This window comes from Burkholderia sp. 567 (genome assembly GCF_040545115.1).
Taxonomy (GTDB): Bacteria; Pseudomonadota; Gammaproteobacteria; order Burkholderiales; family Burkholderiaceae; genus Burkholderia; species Burkholderia ambifaria.
In genome coordinates this window covers 428,286-443,766 of the sequence record NZ_JBEPLG010000006.1, presented here as the reverse complement: position 1 = coordinate 443,766, position 15,481 = coordinate 428,286, and the positions used below count along the sequence as shown (strand labels likewise).

The window sequence follows — 15,481 nt, the reverse complement described above, 5'->3', positions numbered from 1 at the left end:
CCGCCGCCGGCGTCGGATGCCGGCGGCGGGACGTCGATATGCCGCTACGTCGTGGTCGATGCGGCTCGTCAGCCGCCGATGCGCTGTTCGATCTTCTTCATCGTGTCGGTCAGCTCGGTCGGCAGGCGCAGCTTCAGCATGTCGAACAGCGCCGCGTGCAGCTTCAGCTCCTCGCGCCATTCGTCGGCGTTCATCGACGTCACCGCCTCGAACTGCTCGCGCGTGAAATCGAGCCCTTCCCAGTGCAGGTCGTCATAGGCCGGCGACACGCCGAACGCATGTTCGCCGCCGCCGCCGTTGCCTTCGAGGCGATCGAGCATCCACTTCAGCACGCGCATGTTCTCGCCGAAACCCGGCCACACGAACTTGCCGTTCGCGTCCTTGCGGAACCAGTTCACGCAGTAGATCTTCGGCAGCTTCGCGCCCGCGCCTTCGAGCTGCTTGCCGATCTTCAGCCAGTGCGCGAAATAATCGCTCACGTTGTAGCCGCAGAACGGCAGCATCGCGAACGGGTCGCGGCGCACGATGCCTTGCTGGCCGACGGCCGCGGCGGTCGTCTCCGAGCCCATCGTCGCGGCCATGTACACGCCTTCGACCCAATCGCGCGCTTCGGTTACGAGCGGCACGGTGGTCGAGCGACGGCCGCCGAAGATGAACGCGTCGATCGGCACGCCGGCCGGGTTCTCCCAGTCCGCGTCGATCGACGGGCATTGCGATGCGGGCGCCGTGAAGCGCGAATTCGGATGCGCGGCCTTGCGGCCCGTTTCCTTGCCGATTTCCGGCGTCCACTGGTTGCCTTGCCAGTCGGTCAGCTTCGCGGGCGGCGTGTCGGTCAGGCCTTCCCACCACACGTCGCCGTCTTCCGTCAGCGCGACGTTCGTGAAGATCACGTTTTCCTTCAGCGTCGAGATCGCGTTCGGATTGGTCTTCACGCCGGTGCCCGGCGCGACGCCGAAGAAGCCGGCTTCCGGGTTGATCGCGTACAGGCGGCCATCGCGGCCCGGCTTCAGCCACGCGATGTCGTCGCCGATCGTCGTGACCTTCCAGCCGTCGAAGCCCTGCGGCGGAATCAGCATCGCGAAGTTGGTCTTGCCGCACGCGGACGGGAACGCCGCCGCGACGTGATACTTCTTGCCGGCCGGCGACGTCACGCCAAGGATCAGCATGTGTTCGGCGAGCCAGCCCTGGTCGCGGCCCATCGTCGACGCGATGCGCAGCGCAAAGCATTTCTTGCCGAGCAAGGCATTGCCGCCGTAGCCGGAACCGAAGCTCCAGATCTCGCGCGTCTCGGGGAAATGCACGATGTACTTGACCGGATTGCACGGCCAGCGAACGTCCTTCTGACCCGCGTCCAGCGGATGGCCGACGCTGTGCACGCACGGCACGAAATCGCCGTCCTCGCCGAGCACGTCATAAACCTCGCGGCCCATGCGCGTCATGATCCGCATGTTCACGACCACGTACGGGCTGTCGGACAGCTCGACGCCGATATGCGCGATCGGCGAGCCGAGCGGGCCCATCGAGAACGGCACGACATACAGCGTGCGGCCGCGCATCGAGCCGCGGAACAACCCGTTCAGCGTGTCGCGCATTTCTTCCGGCGCGATCCAGTTGTTGGTCGGGCCGACGTCGTCGGGCGACGGCGTGCAGATGAACGTGCGATCCTCGACGCGCGCGACGTCGGACGGATCGGATTGCGCGAGATACGAGTTCGGCCGCTTCTCCGGGTTCAGGCGCGTGAGCGTGCCCTGATCGACCATCGCCTGGCACAGCGCGTCGTATTCCTCCTGCGAGCCGTCGCACCACACGACGCGTTCCGGCTCCGTGAGCGCCGCGATGCGCGACACCCACTCGATCAGTTTGCGATGCTTGACGAATGCCGGGGGAGCGATCAGCGCGCTGTGCGTCGCTTCGGCCATGCTGTTATGCGACATGGAAATGTCTCCAGATTATTGGAAGGGGATCGTGGATGCGGGGCGAGCCCGCCAGATGGGGGAATGCGGTCGGAGCGCAGGTTGAAGCGACGCGCAAGGCGGGACGCGCGAGCGGAGCGCGTGTCGATGCCGCGATGCGGGCGAGAGAATGTGATGTCTCGTATGAGCGTGCGAACGCGAGTTTCGCCATGCAAGCAACCTGCCGTACAACTCCATGCCGGCCAGCATACCATCGCCGTTATTGGGCGGGCGTTGCGTTGCAACAAGAAACAATTGTGTCGACGCGTCGGCATGCCGCTTGCCGGCCGGTCCATTTTATTGGGCCGGCCCATGCGCTTTGGGGACGAAACGGCTCGAAACGTCCGTCCGGCAAGGGTTTCGCGAACGCGGAAAAATCGGCGCGACGCGTTCGCATGCGCTGCCCCCGAACGGGCAGCGGCCGAATTGGCGTTTTCGCTACTCAGGCAAACCCTGAATTAGGTTGCGCACACAAACATCCATCGCGAACGCGTTGTGTGCGCTACCGCTCAAAGCGGCGCGCCCGGCAATCCGGGGTAATACGCGCCTGCCGCCATTCCACTGTCGACGGCCAGTTCGGCGCCGTTGCAGTACGACACTTCGTCGCTCGCGAGGAACAGCGTCGCGCGCGCGATTTCGTCAGGCAAGCCGACACGTTGCAGCGGCACGTGCGTGTAGTGCTTGTCGACTTCGTCGAGCGGTGCGGCGGTCGGGTTCGACATCGCCGTGTTCACGCCGCCCGGATGGTGCGCGCGCTCACGCATGCGGCGCGCGGCTACGACGCGATCGTCGAGGAGTGCTTCCCCGCCGCGGCGATGACCGATCCGTACGCGTTCTTCGATGCGGTCGGCGACGAGGAGAAGTTCCAGCGCAACGTCGCTCAGATGATGGACAGCTGCGGACGCTTCATCGATTTCGACAAGATCGACGTGGTGCCGACGAGCCAGTACGTCGTGAAGGCGGTGCGCGAATAAAAAAACGCCAACCCGCGCTGAACGGGTTGGCGTCGTGCCGCGGGTACGACGATTACGAGAACTGGTTCATCGTGTTGTCCTTGCCCGCTGCCTTCAGCGCTGCTTCGCCGCTGAAGTATTCCTTGTGGTCGTCGCCGATATCCGAGCCGGACATGTTCTGGTGCTTGACGCACGCGATGCCCTGGCGGATTTCCTTGCGCTGCACGCCGGCCACGTAACCGAGCATGCCCTGGTCGCCGAAGTATTCCTTCGCGAGGTTGTCGGTCGACAGCGCAGCCGTGTGGTACGTCGGCAGCGTGATCAGGTGGTGGAAGATGCCCGCTTCACGCGACGCATCGGCCTGGAACGTGCGGATCTTCTCGTCGGCGAGCGTGGCCAGCTCGGTCTGGTCGTACTCGACGCTCATCAGCTGCGCGCGGTCGTAGGCCGACACGTCCTTGCCCGCTGCCTGCATCGCGTCATACACCTGCTGACGGAAGTTCAGCGTCCAGTTGAACGACGGGCTGTTGTTGTACACCAGCTTCGCGTTCGGGATCACCTTGCGGATTTCGCTGACCATGCCGCCGATCTGCGCGATATGCGGCTTTTCGGTTTCGATCCACAGCAGGTCGGCGCCGTTCTGCAGCGACGTGATGCAATCCAGCACGCAACGCGCTTCGCCCGTGCCCGAGCGGAACTGGAACAGGTTGCTCGGCAGGCGCTTCGGACGCAGCAGCTTGCCGTCGCGCTTGATCACGACGTCACCGTTGCCGAGCTGGTCGGCCGACAACTCTTCGCAGTCGAGGAACGCGTTGTACTGGTCGCCCAGGTCGCCCGGCGTGTTGGTCACGGCGATCTGCTTGGTCAGGCCGGCGCCGAGCGAGTCGGTACGGGCGACGATGATGCCGTCGTCCACGCCCAGTTCCAGGAACGCGTAGCGGATCGCGCGGATCTTCGCGAGGAAATCCTCGTGCGGCACCGTGACCTTGCCGTCCTGGTGGCCGCACTGCTTCTCGTCGGACACCTGGTTCTCGATCTGGATGCAGCACGCGCCCGCTTCGATGAACTGCTTGGCCAGCAGGTACGTTGCTTCGGCATTGCCGAAACCTGCGTCGATGTCGGCGATGATCGGCACGACGTGCGTCACGTGGTTGTCGATCTTTTCCTGGATCGCGGCCTTGGCAGCCGCATCCTTGGCCGCATCCAGCTCGCGGAACAGGCCGCCCAGCTCACGGGCGTCGGCCTGGCGCAGGAACGTGTACAGCTCGCGGATCAGCGCGCTGACCGAGGTCTTTTCGTGCATCGACTGGTCCGGCAGCGGGCCGAACTCCGAACGCAGCGCGGCGACCATCCAGCCCGACAGGTACAGGTAACGGCGTTCGGTGCTGTTGAAGTGCTTCTTGATGGAGATCATCTTCTGCTGGCCGATGAAGCCGTGCCAGCAACCCAGCGACTGCGTGTACTTGGTCGGGTCCGCATCGTACGCGGCCATGTCGGCGCGCATGATCTTGGCGGTGTAGCGGGCGATGTCCAGGCCCGTCTTGAACTTGTTCTGGGCACGCATGCGGGCAGCCGATTCCGGATTGATGGCATCCCACGCGCTGCCTTGCTTCTCCTTCAAACCAGCCACTGCCTTGATGTCGTCTTGATATTGGGACATGTCTATCTCCTGGGAACGAAGCGCATTTGAGTAAAGGGTTCAGCGTGCCCGCTCCGTGTGACGAAGCGAACTGCATGGACTTAATAGTAACGTTGCTCGCTTCGCTTTCGGGCAACTCTTATATAAGACATAAGATATAAATTTCTCTTGTTTTTCAATGAGATAAGCGCGCGTTTTTGCGATGCAAAACAAGTTTTCAAGCGGCGGGACGGCCGCGCGCCGGAAATTCGACCGGCGTTCCGCGATATGAAACGATCTTTCGGCAATTGGTGCGACGACAGACAGGGCGATCCGCGCTTCGGCGCTTTTGCCACGCGCATGACAAAACGTCTATACTTGGACAATCCATCGACGGCGCCCGACGCGCCCCTCCTGCCCGGAACGACATGAGCGACTATCCCGTTTTCGACGCGCTGCGCGAGCTGCTGACGACCTCCGGCGCGCGGTTCCGCGTGATGGAGCACCCGGCCGAAGGCAAATCCGACGTGATCGCCGCGATTCGCGGCACGCGTCCCGAACAGGGCGCGAAGGCGATGCTCTGCGCGTTCAAGGACGGCGGCGACGCCACCGCGCTCGCGGTGATCCCCGGCCATCTGAAGATCGATTTCCGCAAGGTCGCCGACGCGCTCGGCCGCCGCAAGGCGACGCTCGCGCCGCCCGAACTCGCGGCCACGGTCACACGCTGCGTGATGGGCGCCGTGCCGCCGTTCGTGTTCGACGCGAACGTGACGCTCGTCGTCGACCCGGCGCTGATCGAACGCAACGACGAAATCGCGTTCAACGCGGGCCGCCTCGACCGCTCGGTCGTGCTCGACGCGTCCGACTACGTGCGGATCGCCCGCCCGCTGCTCGCCGACATCACGCGGCCGGAAGCCGCCAACGCGCCCGCGCTGCAGGCCAACGCATGACCACGCCGCGCCTCCGACCGCAACAGGAACAGGCATCGCTGATCGAGCAGGTGCTGCGCATCGCCGAAGGGCTCGGCGCGATGTTCGCGCCGTTCACCGAGGTCGTCGTGCACGACCTGCGCACGCCGGAACACGCGATCCTCGCGATCCACAACAACCTGTCGGGCCGCGCGGTCGGCGATCCGGCGACCGAACTCGGGCTCGCGCGCATCGAGGACGACGACTACCCGCAGGTACTCGCGAACTACGCGAACCGCTTCGCCGACGGCCGCACCGCGAAAAGCACGTCGATCGGCATCAAGGATTCGAGCGGCCGCTACGTGGCCGCGCTTTGTCTGAACGCGGACGTCACGCTGTTCCGCGGCTTCCAGGGCATGCTGAACCAGTTCTGCAGCACCGAAGGCGAACCCGTCGCCGACACGCTCGACCCGGCCGGCGCGGACGCGATCCGCCAGCGCATCGATGCGTTCGCGACGCGTCTGGCAACCACGCCGCGCGAGCTGAAGACCGACCAGCGCCGCGAGCTGATGCACGCGCTGAAGGCGGACGGCTTCCTCGAGGTGCGCCGCGCGATGGAAATCGTGTCGCAGCACCTCGGCGTGTCGCGCGCCACCGTCTACAACGATGCGAAATGATGCGCGCCCTGCTGCCCCATTGAACGACCCTTCCGACGAGCGACCTTCATGAACACTCCGACCCTCCCCACCTACGACGACGTGGCAACCGCTGCGGCACGGCTCGAAGGCCACGCGCACCGCACGCCCGTGATGACGTCGCGCACGATCGACGAAGCGCTCGGCGCACAGGTGTTCTTCAAGTGCGAGAACCTGCAGCGCATGGGCGCATTCAAGTTCCGCGGCGCGTTCAACGCGCTGTCGCGCTTCGACGCGACGCAGCGCCGCAACGGCGTCGTCGCGTTCTCGTCCGGCAACCATGCGCAGGCGATCGCGCTGTCGGCGCGCATCCTCGGCATTCCGGCGACGATCGTGATGCCGCAGGACGCGCCGGCCGCGAAGATGGCCGCGACGCGCGGCTACGGCGGCAACGTCGTGACCTACGACCGTTACACCGAGGACCGCGAGCAGATCGGCCGCGAGCTTGCTGAGAAACACAGGCTCACGCTGGTCCCGCCGTACGACCATGCGGACGTGATCGCGGGCCAGGGCACGGCGGCCAAGGAACTGTTCGACGAGGTCGGGCCGCTCGACGCGGTGTTCACGCCGCTCGGCGGCGGTGGCCTGCTGTCGGGCACGGCGCTCGCGACGCGCGCACTGTCGCCGCACGCGAAGCTGTACGGCGTCGAGCCGGAAGCCGGCAACGACGGCCAGCAGTCGTTCCGGTCCGGCTCGATCGTCCATATCGACACGCCGCGCACGATCGCCGACGGCGCGCAGACGCAGCACCTCGGCAACCTGACGTTCCCGATCCTGCGGCGCGACGTCGACGACATCCTGACCGCGACCGACGCCGAGCTGGTCGACTGCATGCGTTTCTTCGCGACCCGTATGAAGATTGTCGTCGAGCCGACCGGCTGCCTGTCGTTCGCGGCCGCGCGCCGGATGAAGGACGAACTGAAGGGCAAGCGCGTCGGCATCGTGATCAGCGGCGGCAACGTCGATCTCGAGAACTTCTGCGCGCTGGTGTCCACCTCCGCATGACCGTCGTGGCGCGCGGATGGCGTGGATGAATATCCTGTCATCCGCGTGCCGCCGCTTCTTCACGGCGCGTTAAGTTTCGCGCCCTAGACTGATTAGGTGTCCCGCATTCAGTCGTGAAGAAGGAGTCGTCATGAACACGCACGCGATCGTCGCCGCCGCCCTCGCGGCAGCCTCCCTTTCGGCGTTCGCTCAACCGGGCGTTACGTCATCCAGCCTTCCCGCCGCATTGCCGCAAGGCCCTGTCGCGCAGGCCACCCACCATTCGCCCGCCGCGCTGCCGCCCGCCCGCTTCGTGCTCGCGAAGATCGATCAGAACAATACGCCGCCCGATCGCGGCGGCGATCCCAACGGCCGCACGCGCTCCGGCTCGCATATGTAAAACGTGAGCCGGCCGCGTCGGACGGCCGGCCCGCATCACTGAATCTCCACGACGCCACAGCGACATCACAACGACGGCAGCGACGGATCGCGTGCGGCGAGGATGTCCGCGGTACGCCGCTGCAGCGCGCAGTCGATCGTCTCCGGTTGCGGAATCAGCCAGTAACGCCCTTCTCGAATGCCATCGAACACCCGCGCGGCGAACGCGTCGGGCGTAAGTCCGTGCGCGTTCAGCATCGCGCGCATCGTATCGACGAAGCCCTGCACTTCGGGCCGGTCGTGCGCGGCACCGAACGGGTCGTTGAAGATGCCCGACTGCACCGGGCCCGGCGCGAGCAGCGACGGCGGATCGCCGCGCATCTCGGGTTCAGCGGCGAGGAAGCGTTCCGACGAGCGTTCGTGCGATGGACAGGCATCGCGCCGAGCCGGTTCGGGCGCGGTTGCAGCGCCGCCGACGTTCCGTTTCATCAGACGTGAACGCGGTTCGATTGCGCCAAAAAAGAAAGGAATTCGAAAGCATTCGGCGAACACTGACGTTTTTTCGCATCCCGTCGGCCGCCGGCGATTGACGCGCCGGAGCGCTCGCCATTACGCTTGCGCGCTGATGGTTCCCGGGAACGGGATCAAAAGGGAACGCAGGAGAGGCAGCGCCTCGAATCTGCGGCTGCCCCCGCAACTGTAAGCGGCGAATCCGCGCCACCACACGCCACTGGGAAACCGGGAAGGCCGGCGCGAATGACGACCCGCGAGCCAGGAGACCTGCCATCGACCCGAGGTCCAAGCAGCCGCACCGGGCGGGGTGTCCCGATGCGCCAGCACCGCCTTTGGCGGTCGCTCCGTTGCATGGACGGCCCGACCTCAGGACCCTTCAGATGTCCAACCTTTCCGCCTCCGCTTCCACGCCGGAAGCGTCGCGCCGTTGCGCCGCCGTCATGCGCGGCGTCTTCGCGCGCGCACGCCGTACCTGCAACACGATCACGCTCGCCGCCTCATGAATCTTCGCCACCTTCTCGCCACGTCCGCCGCCACCGCGCTGCTCTCCCCGATCGCCCACGCCGCCGGCGATACGACAATCACGCAGCCGCGCCCGCCCGCCGACGGCACCGACCTGCCGACGATCGCCGTGACCGACACGCGGCACCTGCCCGAATCGTTCGACCAGCGCTATGCGACGACGCAGGTGCTCACGCGCGCCGATCTCGACCGGCTGTCGCCGAGCGAGCCGAGCATCACCCAGGCCCTCGCGATGCTGCCGGGCGTGACCGTCTCGCAGACCGGCGGCCCTGGCTCGTCCGCGTCGGTCAGCATCCGCGGCTCGTCGGCCAGCCAGGTCGCGGTATTCATCGACGGGATCCGGATCGGCTCGCCGACCACCGGCATCGCGCCGTGGGCCGACCTGCCGACCGAAGCGTTCGAGCGCGTCGAAGTGATTTCGGGGCCGGCCGCCGCGTCGTTCGGCGCGAACGCGATGGGCGGCGTCGTGCAGCTGTTCACGCGCCGCGCCGCCGGCCAGCCCAACCAGACGACCGTGTCGTTCGGCGGCGGCTCGAACAAGACCTTCGACACGCAGTTGCGCACGTCGGGCACCGTACCGTCGACCGGGCCGCTGGCCGCACTCGGCGGGCTCACCTACTCGCTCGGCCTGCACTCGTACAACACGGCCGGCATCGACGCGACGCGGCCCGTGCTGCCGTACCACGAGGACGGCCGCAATCCGTACCACGCGCAGGATCTCGATGCGCGCCTCGGCTACGCGCGCGATAACTGGTCGATCTCGACGTTCGCGCTGTATCACCGCTCCGATTTGTCCTTCGACAACGCCGGCTATGCGAACCGCGAACTCGATCATCAGCTGACGACCGGCATCGCGTTCCATCTCGACATCACGCCCGACACGCAGTTCGACCAATCGTTTGGTTATGCGAACGACCGCCAGTTCCTGTATGCGAGCGACGCGGCCATCCGCACTGACCGGATCGACTCGCAGCGCATCAGTTCGTCGACGTCGCTGACCCATCAGACGCACGGCTTCCACCTGTTCGGCCTGCCGCTGTCGGGCGAGACGAAGGTCGCATACGACTTCACGCGCGAGCAGGCGTTCCTGCCGGTCGACGTGCCGGACGGCGTGCCCACGCGCAACGATTCCGCGTTCTCGCTGCATCAGTCGGCGACGCTCGGCAGCGTGACGATGTTCGTCGCGGGCCGTCACGAGATCATCGCGGGGAAAGCCGTGAACACCGGCAACGCCGCGCTGTCGTGGGCGATCACGCCGGTCTATACGGCGCGCGTGTCGTACGGCAATGCATTCCGCCTGCCGTCGTTCAACGACCTGTACTACCCCGGTTACGGCAATCCGAACCTGAATCCGGAGCGCAGCGATTCGGTCGAAGCCGCGCTCGACGCGAACACCGCGTACGGCACGTTCAGCGCCGCGATCTACGACACGCGCGTCAACAACCTGATCGCGTACAACCCGGCGACGTTCTCACCGATGAACATCGGCCGTGCGCACATCCGCGGCATCGACCTGTCGTACAAGGGCACGCTCGGCCGCACGACGCCGGTGAGCATCGCGGTGGGGATTCTCAATCCGCAGGACGAAACCAACGACAGCTGGCTCAGCCGCCGGCCGCGCCAGACGGTCAGCGTGAGCATCGACCACACGTGGGACGAACTGCACCTGCATGCACTGAGCACCGGCGCGTCGTTGAACTACGGCGGCACGACGTTCGACGACCCGGCCAACGCCACGTATCTGCCGTCGTACCTGACCGTGAACCTGCGCGCGTCGTACAAGATCAATGCGCACCTGACGGTGTCGGCGACGCTGTCGAACCTGTTCGACCGTCAGTACGTGACCGCGTACGGTTACAACACGCTCGGCCGCACTGCGTTCGGCAAGGTTAGCTATACGTTCTGATCGGGGCGGTCGCGGGCGTCGCAGCGGACAGGTTCGAGCGTTCTATCGCACCGCGGTGCGCGTCAGGACCACACGACGCCGTGTACGCCCGCAATCAACTGGATCGCGCCGAACACCGCGATCACGATGGCCGACACGCGCGACAGCCCGTGCATGAACGTCAGCGGCATCTTCGTGCGCAACGCGGCGGTCGCGCTGCTCAGGCACAGCCACCACGTCGCGGAACCGACGAACACGCCGGCGACCATCAGCGCGACCGTCGGCCCCATCGCGACGTCATGCGTGCCTGTCAGCGGGCCGAGCGCCGCGAAAATCCCGACGAACGACAGGATCGTCATCGGATTCGACAGCGTCAGGCCGAACGTCGTCAGGAAATCGCGCAGCACCGTCGTGCGCGGCAAGTCGCGCTGTGCCGCCGATGCGGCCGGCGCCTGCCGTGCGATGGTCCAGGCCAGCCACACGAGGAACGCGCCGCCGCCAATTTTCAACGCGACGGTCAGCATCGGAAACGCAGTGACGATGCCGGCGACGCCCAGCGCGCCGAGCAGCCCGTAGATCGCATCGGCGCACGCGGCGCCGATGCCGGTGGCGAATCCCGCGTGAAAGCCTCGGCTCAGGCTGCGCTGGATGCACAGCATCCCGATGGGGCCGACCGGCACCGCGATCGACAATCCCATCACGACGGACTTGATGAACAGCATGGCCGGCTCCTCGCGATTTCCCGTGGCTTCAACCGCATCGTAGGGAAAGTCCGGTCACCGCTGAAGGCTGTTTTTAAGGAAAAATAGCGGCTTCACCTTAAAAACTCCGCCGCGATGGACGAACTCGACTGGAAGGTACTCGCGCTGCTGCAGGCCAACGGCCGCATCAGCTACACGGAGCTGGCACGCCAGGTTCATCTGTCGGTGCCGGCGGTGACGGAGCGCGTGAAGCGCCTCGAATCGGCCGGCGTGATCGACGGCTACACGGCGCGGGTCAATCCGGCTGCGGCGGGGTACCCGGTGAGCGCGCTGATCGGCATCACGGTGCCACAGCCGGCGAAGGCGAAATTTCTGAAGCTGCTCGAGACGATTCCCGAAGTGGTCGAGTGCCATCACGTGACGGGCGCGGATTCCTACGTGATGCGGTTCGTCGCGGTCAGCATGGCGCACCTCGAGCAACTGATCGAGCGCATCAACCTGTACGGCGAAACGCGCACGTCGATTGTAATGTCGACGCCGCTGCCGGCGCGCGGGCTGGCGCGTCCGGCGGGTGCGGGCAAAGGCAGTCGGGGGTGACACGATGCCCCGCGCCGCGCGATGCTGTGCCATGCGCACCTTGCACGAACCGGACAACCTGCCATGTCAGTGATCGGACTCAATCATTACAACCTGCGCGCGGATCGGGCGACGCTCGATACGCTGCGCGATTTCTATGTGAACGTCGTCGGCCTCGAACTGGGATATCGTCCGCCGTTCCAGAGCGCCGGCTACTGGCTCTACGCTGGGGCGCAGGCGATCCTTCACCTGTCGCAAGCGCGGCCCGGCGAGGTACGGCCATCGCACGTCGTCAATACATTCGACCATATGGCGTTTTCATGTGAAAACGCCGCCGACATGGAACGGCGCCTCACCGATGCGCAAGTCCGGTACTCGCGCAGATACGTGCCGCTCACGAGGCAGCTCCAGCTCTTTTTCGCCGACCCGGCCGGCAATGGCGTCGAGTTGAACTTCGCCGAGCCGGACCGCGATTTCCGGTGACGAATCGTCGTTGAGCGAAGCGGCGGCTGACGCTTGTCACCGGACGCGCATCACGGCCGTTTCACAAGCGTCACGATCGTAAGCGTGCCGTTCACGCGTTCGACCCTTACCTTGACCTTGTCGCCCACGTGCAGCGAATCGATCATCGCCGGGTCGCCGGCCTTGAACGCCATCGTCATCGGCGCCATCCCGACGTTCTCCAGCGCGCCGTGCTTCAACGTCACCATGCCGTGCGCGGCATCAATCCGTTTCACCTCGGCGTCGGTCAGCGCCGCATCCGACGCGGACATCTTCATGTCGCCCATGCTCATGCCGGACATGCTGCCGGCCGCGCGCACCGGCGTGGCCACGACGGCCATCGCGCCAAAAACGGAGATGACGATGCATCGGACCTTCATCGAAATTCTCCCCGGTGCGGCAAATGACGAATGCGCGCCGCTACACCAGCAACGTCGCGACCGCCCACGCAATCAGCACGACGCCGAGCACACGGCCGATGCGCTCGCCGCCGGGCAGCACCTTTTCAATCAGCACGAACAGCGACAACGCGACGATCCATACGACGTTCATCACGCCGCCGACGAACAGCAGCGCCATCAGCAGCCAGCAACAGCCCACGCAATACGCACCGTGGCGCACGCCGAGCAGGAAGCTGCCCGTGATGCCCGGCCGCCAGTACGTCGTGAGGAACTGGACCGGTGACCGGCATTGCCGCAAGCAAGCCTGTTTCAGCGGCGAAAACTGGTAGATGCCGGCCAGCGCGAGAACGATCGCGGAGAGCACAGCGCTCTTCGACCACAGCATCATCCCGGAGATCAGGCCGGCAGGTTGCAGCAGCATCTGCAGCCCGGCCGCGACGACCGAGAACGCGAACCACGATGCAAGATAGCCGGCCAGCAGGAACGTCGACGTGAATGCCGATCCGGCGCCGGCCGGATCGTGATGCCGCAGCACGCGCCGGTACAGCAGCACGAGCGGTGCCGCGCCGGGCGTCATCATCGCGATCATCATCACCCACCACATCAGGATCACGGTCGCGAGCGACGGGGCCATCGCGCCCATGTCGTCGGCGAGCCGATGCGGGAACAGTGCGACCGCCGTCATGTCGAGCGCCGACATGCCGGTGCCGGCCCCCGTCCACAGGTAGGCCCAGCACGCGCCGGCGAGCGCGGTCAAGCCGAGCAGCGTGACGACGCGCTCGCGCCCGAGAACATCGTCGACGGGGATCATGCCGTGACGCGATGCCGGATCAGCCCGTGATTGTTCAGATGCAGCCGTGCGAACTGCGCGTAGCTGCCCTTGAGATCCAGCTCGATGTTGCCGTGCGACCGGCCGGTACCCGAACCGATCTCGGCCAGCTCGTATTCGAAGCCGTGCGGCAGGTCGATCCGTGCGCGATGTTCGGCGCCCGTCACCGGATTGCGGATCGGCTCGCCGACGATGTCGAACACGCCGTCGACGCTGATCCGGCCGCGCCGCGCATCCACATCGACGTCGAACTCGATCTTCGCGAAGATCGGATCGTACGCCTGCTCGAGCGTCGACGCGAACACGGAGAACATCGTCGCGAATGGATCGGTATCCTGACCGGTCATGATCTTCAGCACGGCCTCGCATTGCGCGGGGCTTGCGCGATTGTCGACGATCGGCTGACAGCGGCCGTGGCCTTCGTGAATCGGCCCGGGCCACTGGAACACGACCGCGATCCGCACGCCGTCGAGCACCACGTCGCCGTAGTGACCGCTGTCGATCGAAATCGCACCCATTGCTTCGCAGTTGCCATGCGTCGGCAGCGAATTGAACTGGCAGGGACAACCGTATGAGCAATTGCAGTTCATTAGTTCGGTTCCCTGAATCTCCCACGACGTCATGGCTTCACCTCGCGCGGTCGGCGATACGTAACGTTTCGAATCTAGTGCACCCCACGGGGGAAAGCAAAATAAGTGCGATGCGCGTCGAATGTCGGTAAAAACGGCGTCCCCGCGGCGCGCAATGACACGTGCAATCGAGCATGTTCGGGCCATGTCGGACAAAAGCCGATGCCCTTGTTGCATCGCCACGAATGCGGGCATTCCGCATCGGTCCTGGTCCATACTGTCTCGCAATCGACCACTCCCCGACCGTCGTCGCGCGGTTGGCTGTCATGCGCGTTCATAGTGCATTGCTCTTTCTCGTCGGCACCCTGCTTACCGCGGGCGGCTACGGCGCCACGTTCCTGCTGTCGATGCGTTTTCGCATGATCGGCGGCAGCGATCTCGATACCGGCGCGGCCCTGGCCGCCGCGACGGTCGGCACCTTCGCCGGCCTGTCGGTGGTCGGCTGGTTCTCGCGGCAGATCGGCGCCGCGCGAATCGCCGCGTTGTCGTCGCTGTGCATCGGTGCCGGCATCGTGGGTTTCGCACTCGTCGGACGTGCGCCGTCGGCCGACTTGCTGTCCGGCTTCCTGGTCGGCTTCGGCTGGGGCGCGTTTCATCTGGCCGCGCCGATGTCGCTCGCCGAACGCACCAGCGGCGCTGCGCGAAACGTATGGTTCTTCCGGTCGTCCACCTTCCAGATGACGGGCATCGGCGCAGCGCCGGCATTTGCCGCGTATGCGATGCGGGTGCTCCACTGGTCGATCGACGACACGCTTTACGCGGTCGGCGCGCTGTGCGCGCTCGCGTCGCTGATGCTGGAGGCGTTCGGCCGCCTGTGCCCGCGCCCGCCCGCCGCCGCGTCCGGCGGCCGCTGGGTGCGCGACCTTCGCGCCATCTCGCGCACGCGCGCGGCCGTGCCGATCGCGATGATCGCGCTCGGCACCTGCGTGTTCTCGGGCCTGATGACGTTCCAGATGTCGTTCATGCAAGGCACGCAAGCGCGCCCGGGCACATTCTTCAGCCTTTACACGGTGACGGTCGTGACCGCGCGCTGGCTGCTCGGCAAATGGGTGCGAATGGCGCGTCCGGAAATCGCGACCAAAGGGTTGCTCGTGACGATGTTGCTCGGGGCGCTCGCGATGTTCGGCGCGTCCGCGCACGCGTCGTTCCAGTCGATCGCGGCGGTGCTGCTCGGCGCCGGCTACGGGCTCGTGTACCCGGTCATCCAGGCGCAGGCGCTCAACGATTGCCCGGCCACGCAACAGCACGGCGTGCTCACGTGGTTCGTCGCGTCGTATTTCATCGGCACGTTCGGCTTTCCGTCGGTCGGTGGCTGGGTGATGGTGCACGCGGGCAAGGGTGCGTTGCTGATGCTCATCGCGAGTTGTGGTTTCGCGGCGCTGTCGCTCGCGTTCCTGCACGACCGGCCGGCGCCGGCGCGCATGCAATGAGCGGCA

At 65.8% G+C, this 15,481-nt stretch carries 16 protein-coding genes, 1 pseudogene and 1 riboswitch; of the genes and pseudogenes, 9 read left to right on the top strand and 8 right to left on the bottom strand.

The window, feature by feature from the left end:
• Positions 1-68: 68 nt before the first annotated feature.
• Both ABIC50_RS20140 and ABIC50_RS20135 read right to left on the bottom strand, forming a co-directional pair.
• On the bottom strand, positions 69-1,934 hold the full coding sequence (locus tag ABIC50_RS20140) for a phosphoenolpyruvate carboxykinase (GTP) (protein WP_354166435.1): 1,866 nt from the start codon (positions 1,932-1,934) through the stop codon (positions 69-71).
• A 527-nt stretch (positions 1,935-2,461) separates the two neighbouring features.
• A complete protein-coding gene (locus ABIC50_RS20135; protein WP_354166433.1) occupies positions 2,462-2,674 on the bottom strand; it encodes an SDR family oxidoreductase in 213 nt (70 codons plus the stop codon).
• Positions 2,675-2,695: 21 nt separating this feature from the next.
• Here ABIC50_RS20135 and ABIC50_RS20130 point away from each other — a divergent pair.
• A pseudogene (locus ABIC50_RS20130) lies at positions 2,696-2,926 on the top strand (EthD domain-containing protein); the annotation flags it as partial.
• Between the two features lie 52 nt (positions 2,927-2,978).
• Here ABIC50_RS20130 and ABIC50_RS20125 read toward each other — a convergent pair.
• Complete coding sequence (locus tag ABIC50_RS20125) at positions 2,979-4,565, bottom strand: isocitrate lyase (RefSeq protein ID WP_126225445.1); 1,587 nt, start codon at positions 4,563-4,565, stop codon at positions 2,979-2,981.
• 386 nt (positions 4,566-4,951) lie between these two features.
• On the opposite strand from ABIC50_RS20125, the gene ABIC50_RS20120 reads away from it, so the two are divergent.
• From ABIC50_RS20120 to ABIC50_RS20105, 4 genes are all read left to right on the top strand, one after another.
• Positions 4,952-5,473, top strand: coding sequence for a YbaK/prolyl-tRNA synthetase associated domain-containing protein (locus ABIC50_RS20120; RefSeq protein WP_354166431.1), 522 nt, complete (start codon positions 4,952-4,954; stop codon positions 5,471-5,473).
• On the top strand, positions 5,470-6,108 hold the full coding sequence (locus tag ABIC50_RS20115) for a helix-turn-helix transcriptional regulator (RefSeq protein WP_354166429.1): 639 nt from the start codon (positions 5,470-5,472) through the stop codon (positions 6,106-6,108). Before ABIC50_RS20120 ends, ABIC50_RS20115 begins: the two co-directional genes overlap by 4 nt.
• Positions 6,109-6,156: 48 nt before the next feature.
• Positions 6,157-7,131 carry a threo-3-hydroxy-L-aspartate ammonia-lyase gene (locus ABIC50_RS20110; RefSeq protein WP_354166426.1) on the top strand — a complete coding sequence of 325 codons (975 nt, stop codon included), beginning with the start codon at positions 6,157-6,159 and terminating at the stop codon, positions 7,129-7,131.
• Between the two features lie 130 nt (positions 7,132-7,261).
• Positions 7,262-7,510: a hypothetical protein gene (locus ABIC50_RS20105; protein ID WP_354166424.1), complete on the top strand. Its 249-nt coding sequence runs from the start codon at positions 7,262-7,264 to the stop codon at positions 7,508-7,510.
• A gap of 65 nt (positions 7,511-7,575) precedes the next feature.
• Here ABIC50_RS20105 and ABIC50_RS34000 read toward each other — a convergent pair whose 3' ends face one another.
• Entirely contained in the window at positions 7,576-7,977 is a 402-nt protein-coding gene (locus tag ABIC50_RS34000) for an SDR family oxidoreductase (protein ID WP_471685727.1), read from the bottom strand.
• 120 nt (positions 7,978-8,097) lie between these two features.
• A riboswitch (cobalamin riboswitch) is annotated at positions 8,098-8,290 on the top strand.
• A gap of 210 nt (positions 8,291-8,500) precedes the next feature.
• On the opposite strand from ABIC50_RS34000, the gene ABIC50_RS20090 reads away from it, so the two are divergent.
• Positions 8,501-10,429 (top strand): TonB-dependent receptor domain-containing protein, encoded by a 1,929-nt coding sequence (locus ABIC50_RS20090; protein ID WP_354166419.1) that lies wholly within the window; start codon positions 8,501-8,503, stop codon positions 10,427-10,429.
• Between the two features lie 62 nt (positions 10,430-10,491).
• On the opposite strand, the gene ABIC50_RS20085 is transcribed toward ABIC50_RS20090, so the two are convergent.
• Positions 10,492-11,130 carry a LysE family translocator gene (locus tag ABIC50_RS20085; RefSeq protein WP_354166417.1) on the bottom strand — a complete coding sequence of 213 codons (639 nt, stop codon included), beginning with the start codon at positions 11,128-11,130 and terminating at the stop codon, positions 10,492-10,494.
• Between the two features lie 114 nt (positions 11,131-11,244).
• Between ABIC50_RS20085 and ABIC50_RS20080 the strand changes: the two genes are divergently transcribed.
• Together ABIC50_RS20080 and ABIC50_RS20075 are read left to right on the top strand one after the other, a co-directional pair.
• A complete protein-coding gene (locus tag ABIC50_RS20080; RefSeq protein WP_354166415.1) occupies positions 11,245-11,706 on the top strand; it encodes an Lrp/AsnC family transcriptional regulator in 462 nt (153 codons plus the stop codon).
• Between the two features lie 63 nt (positions 11,707-11,769).
• Positions 11,770-12,168 carry a VOC family protein gene (locus ABIC50_RS20075; RefSeq protein ID WP_354166520.1) on the top strand — a complete coding sequence of 133 codons (399 nt, stop codon included), beginning with the start codon at positions 11,770-11,772 and terminating at the stop codon, positions 12,166-12,168.
• A 50-nt stretch (positions 12,169-12,218) separates the two neighbouring features.
• Here ABIC50_RS20075 and ABIC50_RS20070 read toward each other — a convergent pair whose 3' ends face one another.
• From ABIC50_RS20070 to ABIC50_RS20060, 3 genes are read right to left on the bottom strand one after another with little or no spacing between them, the layout of a single operon-like run.
• Positions 12,219-12,566, bottom strand: a complete 348-nt coding sequence (locus ABIC50_RS20070; RefSeq protein ID WP_354166413.1) for a copper-binding protein — start codon at positions 12,564-12,566, stop codon at positions 12,219-12,221.
• Between the two features lie 40 nt (positions 12,567-12,606).
• Positions 12,607-13,398: a DUF2182 domain-containing protein gene (locus ABIC50_RS20065; RefSeq protein WP_354166411.1), complete on the bottom strand. Its 792-nt coding sequence runs from the start codon at positions 13,396-13,398 to the stop codon at positions 12,607-12,609.
• Entirely contained in the window at positions 13,395-14,039 is a 645-nt protein-coding gene (locus tag ABIC50_RS20060; protein WP_354166519.1) for a DUF1326 domain-containing protein, read from the bottom strand. Before ABIC50_RS20060 ends, ABIC50_RS20065 begins: the two co-directional genes overlap by 4 nt.
• A 272-nt stretch (positions 14,040-14,311) precedes the next feature.
• Here ABIC50_RS20060 and ABIC50_RS20055 point away from each other — a divergent pair, with 272 nt between their 5' ends.
• Complete coding sequence (locus ABIC50_RS20055; RefSeq protein ID WP_229063860.1) at positions 14,312-15,475, top strand: MFS transporter; 1,164 nt, start codon at positions 14,312-14,314, stop codon at positions 15,473-15,475.
• Positions 15,476-15,481: the final 6 nt, after the last annotated feature.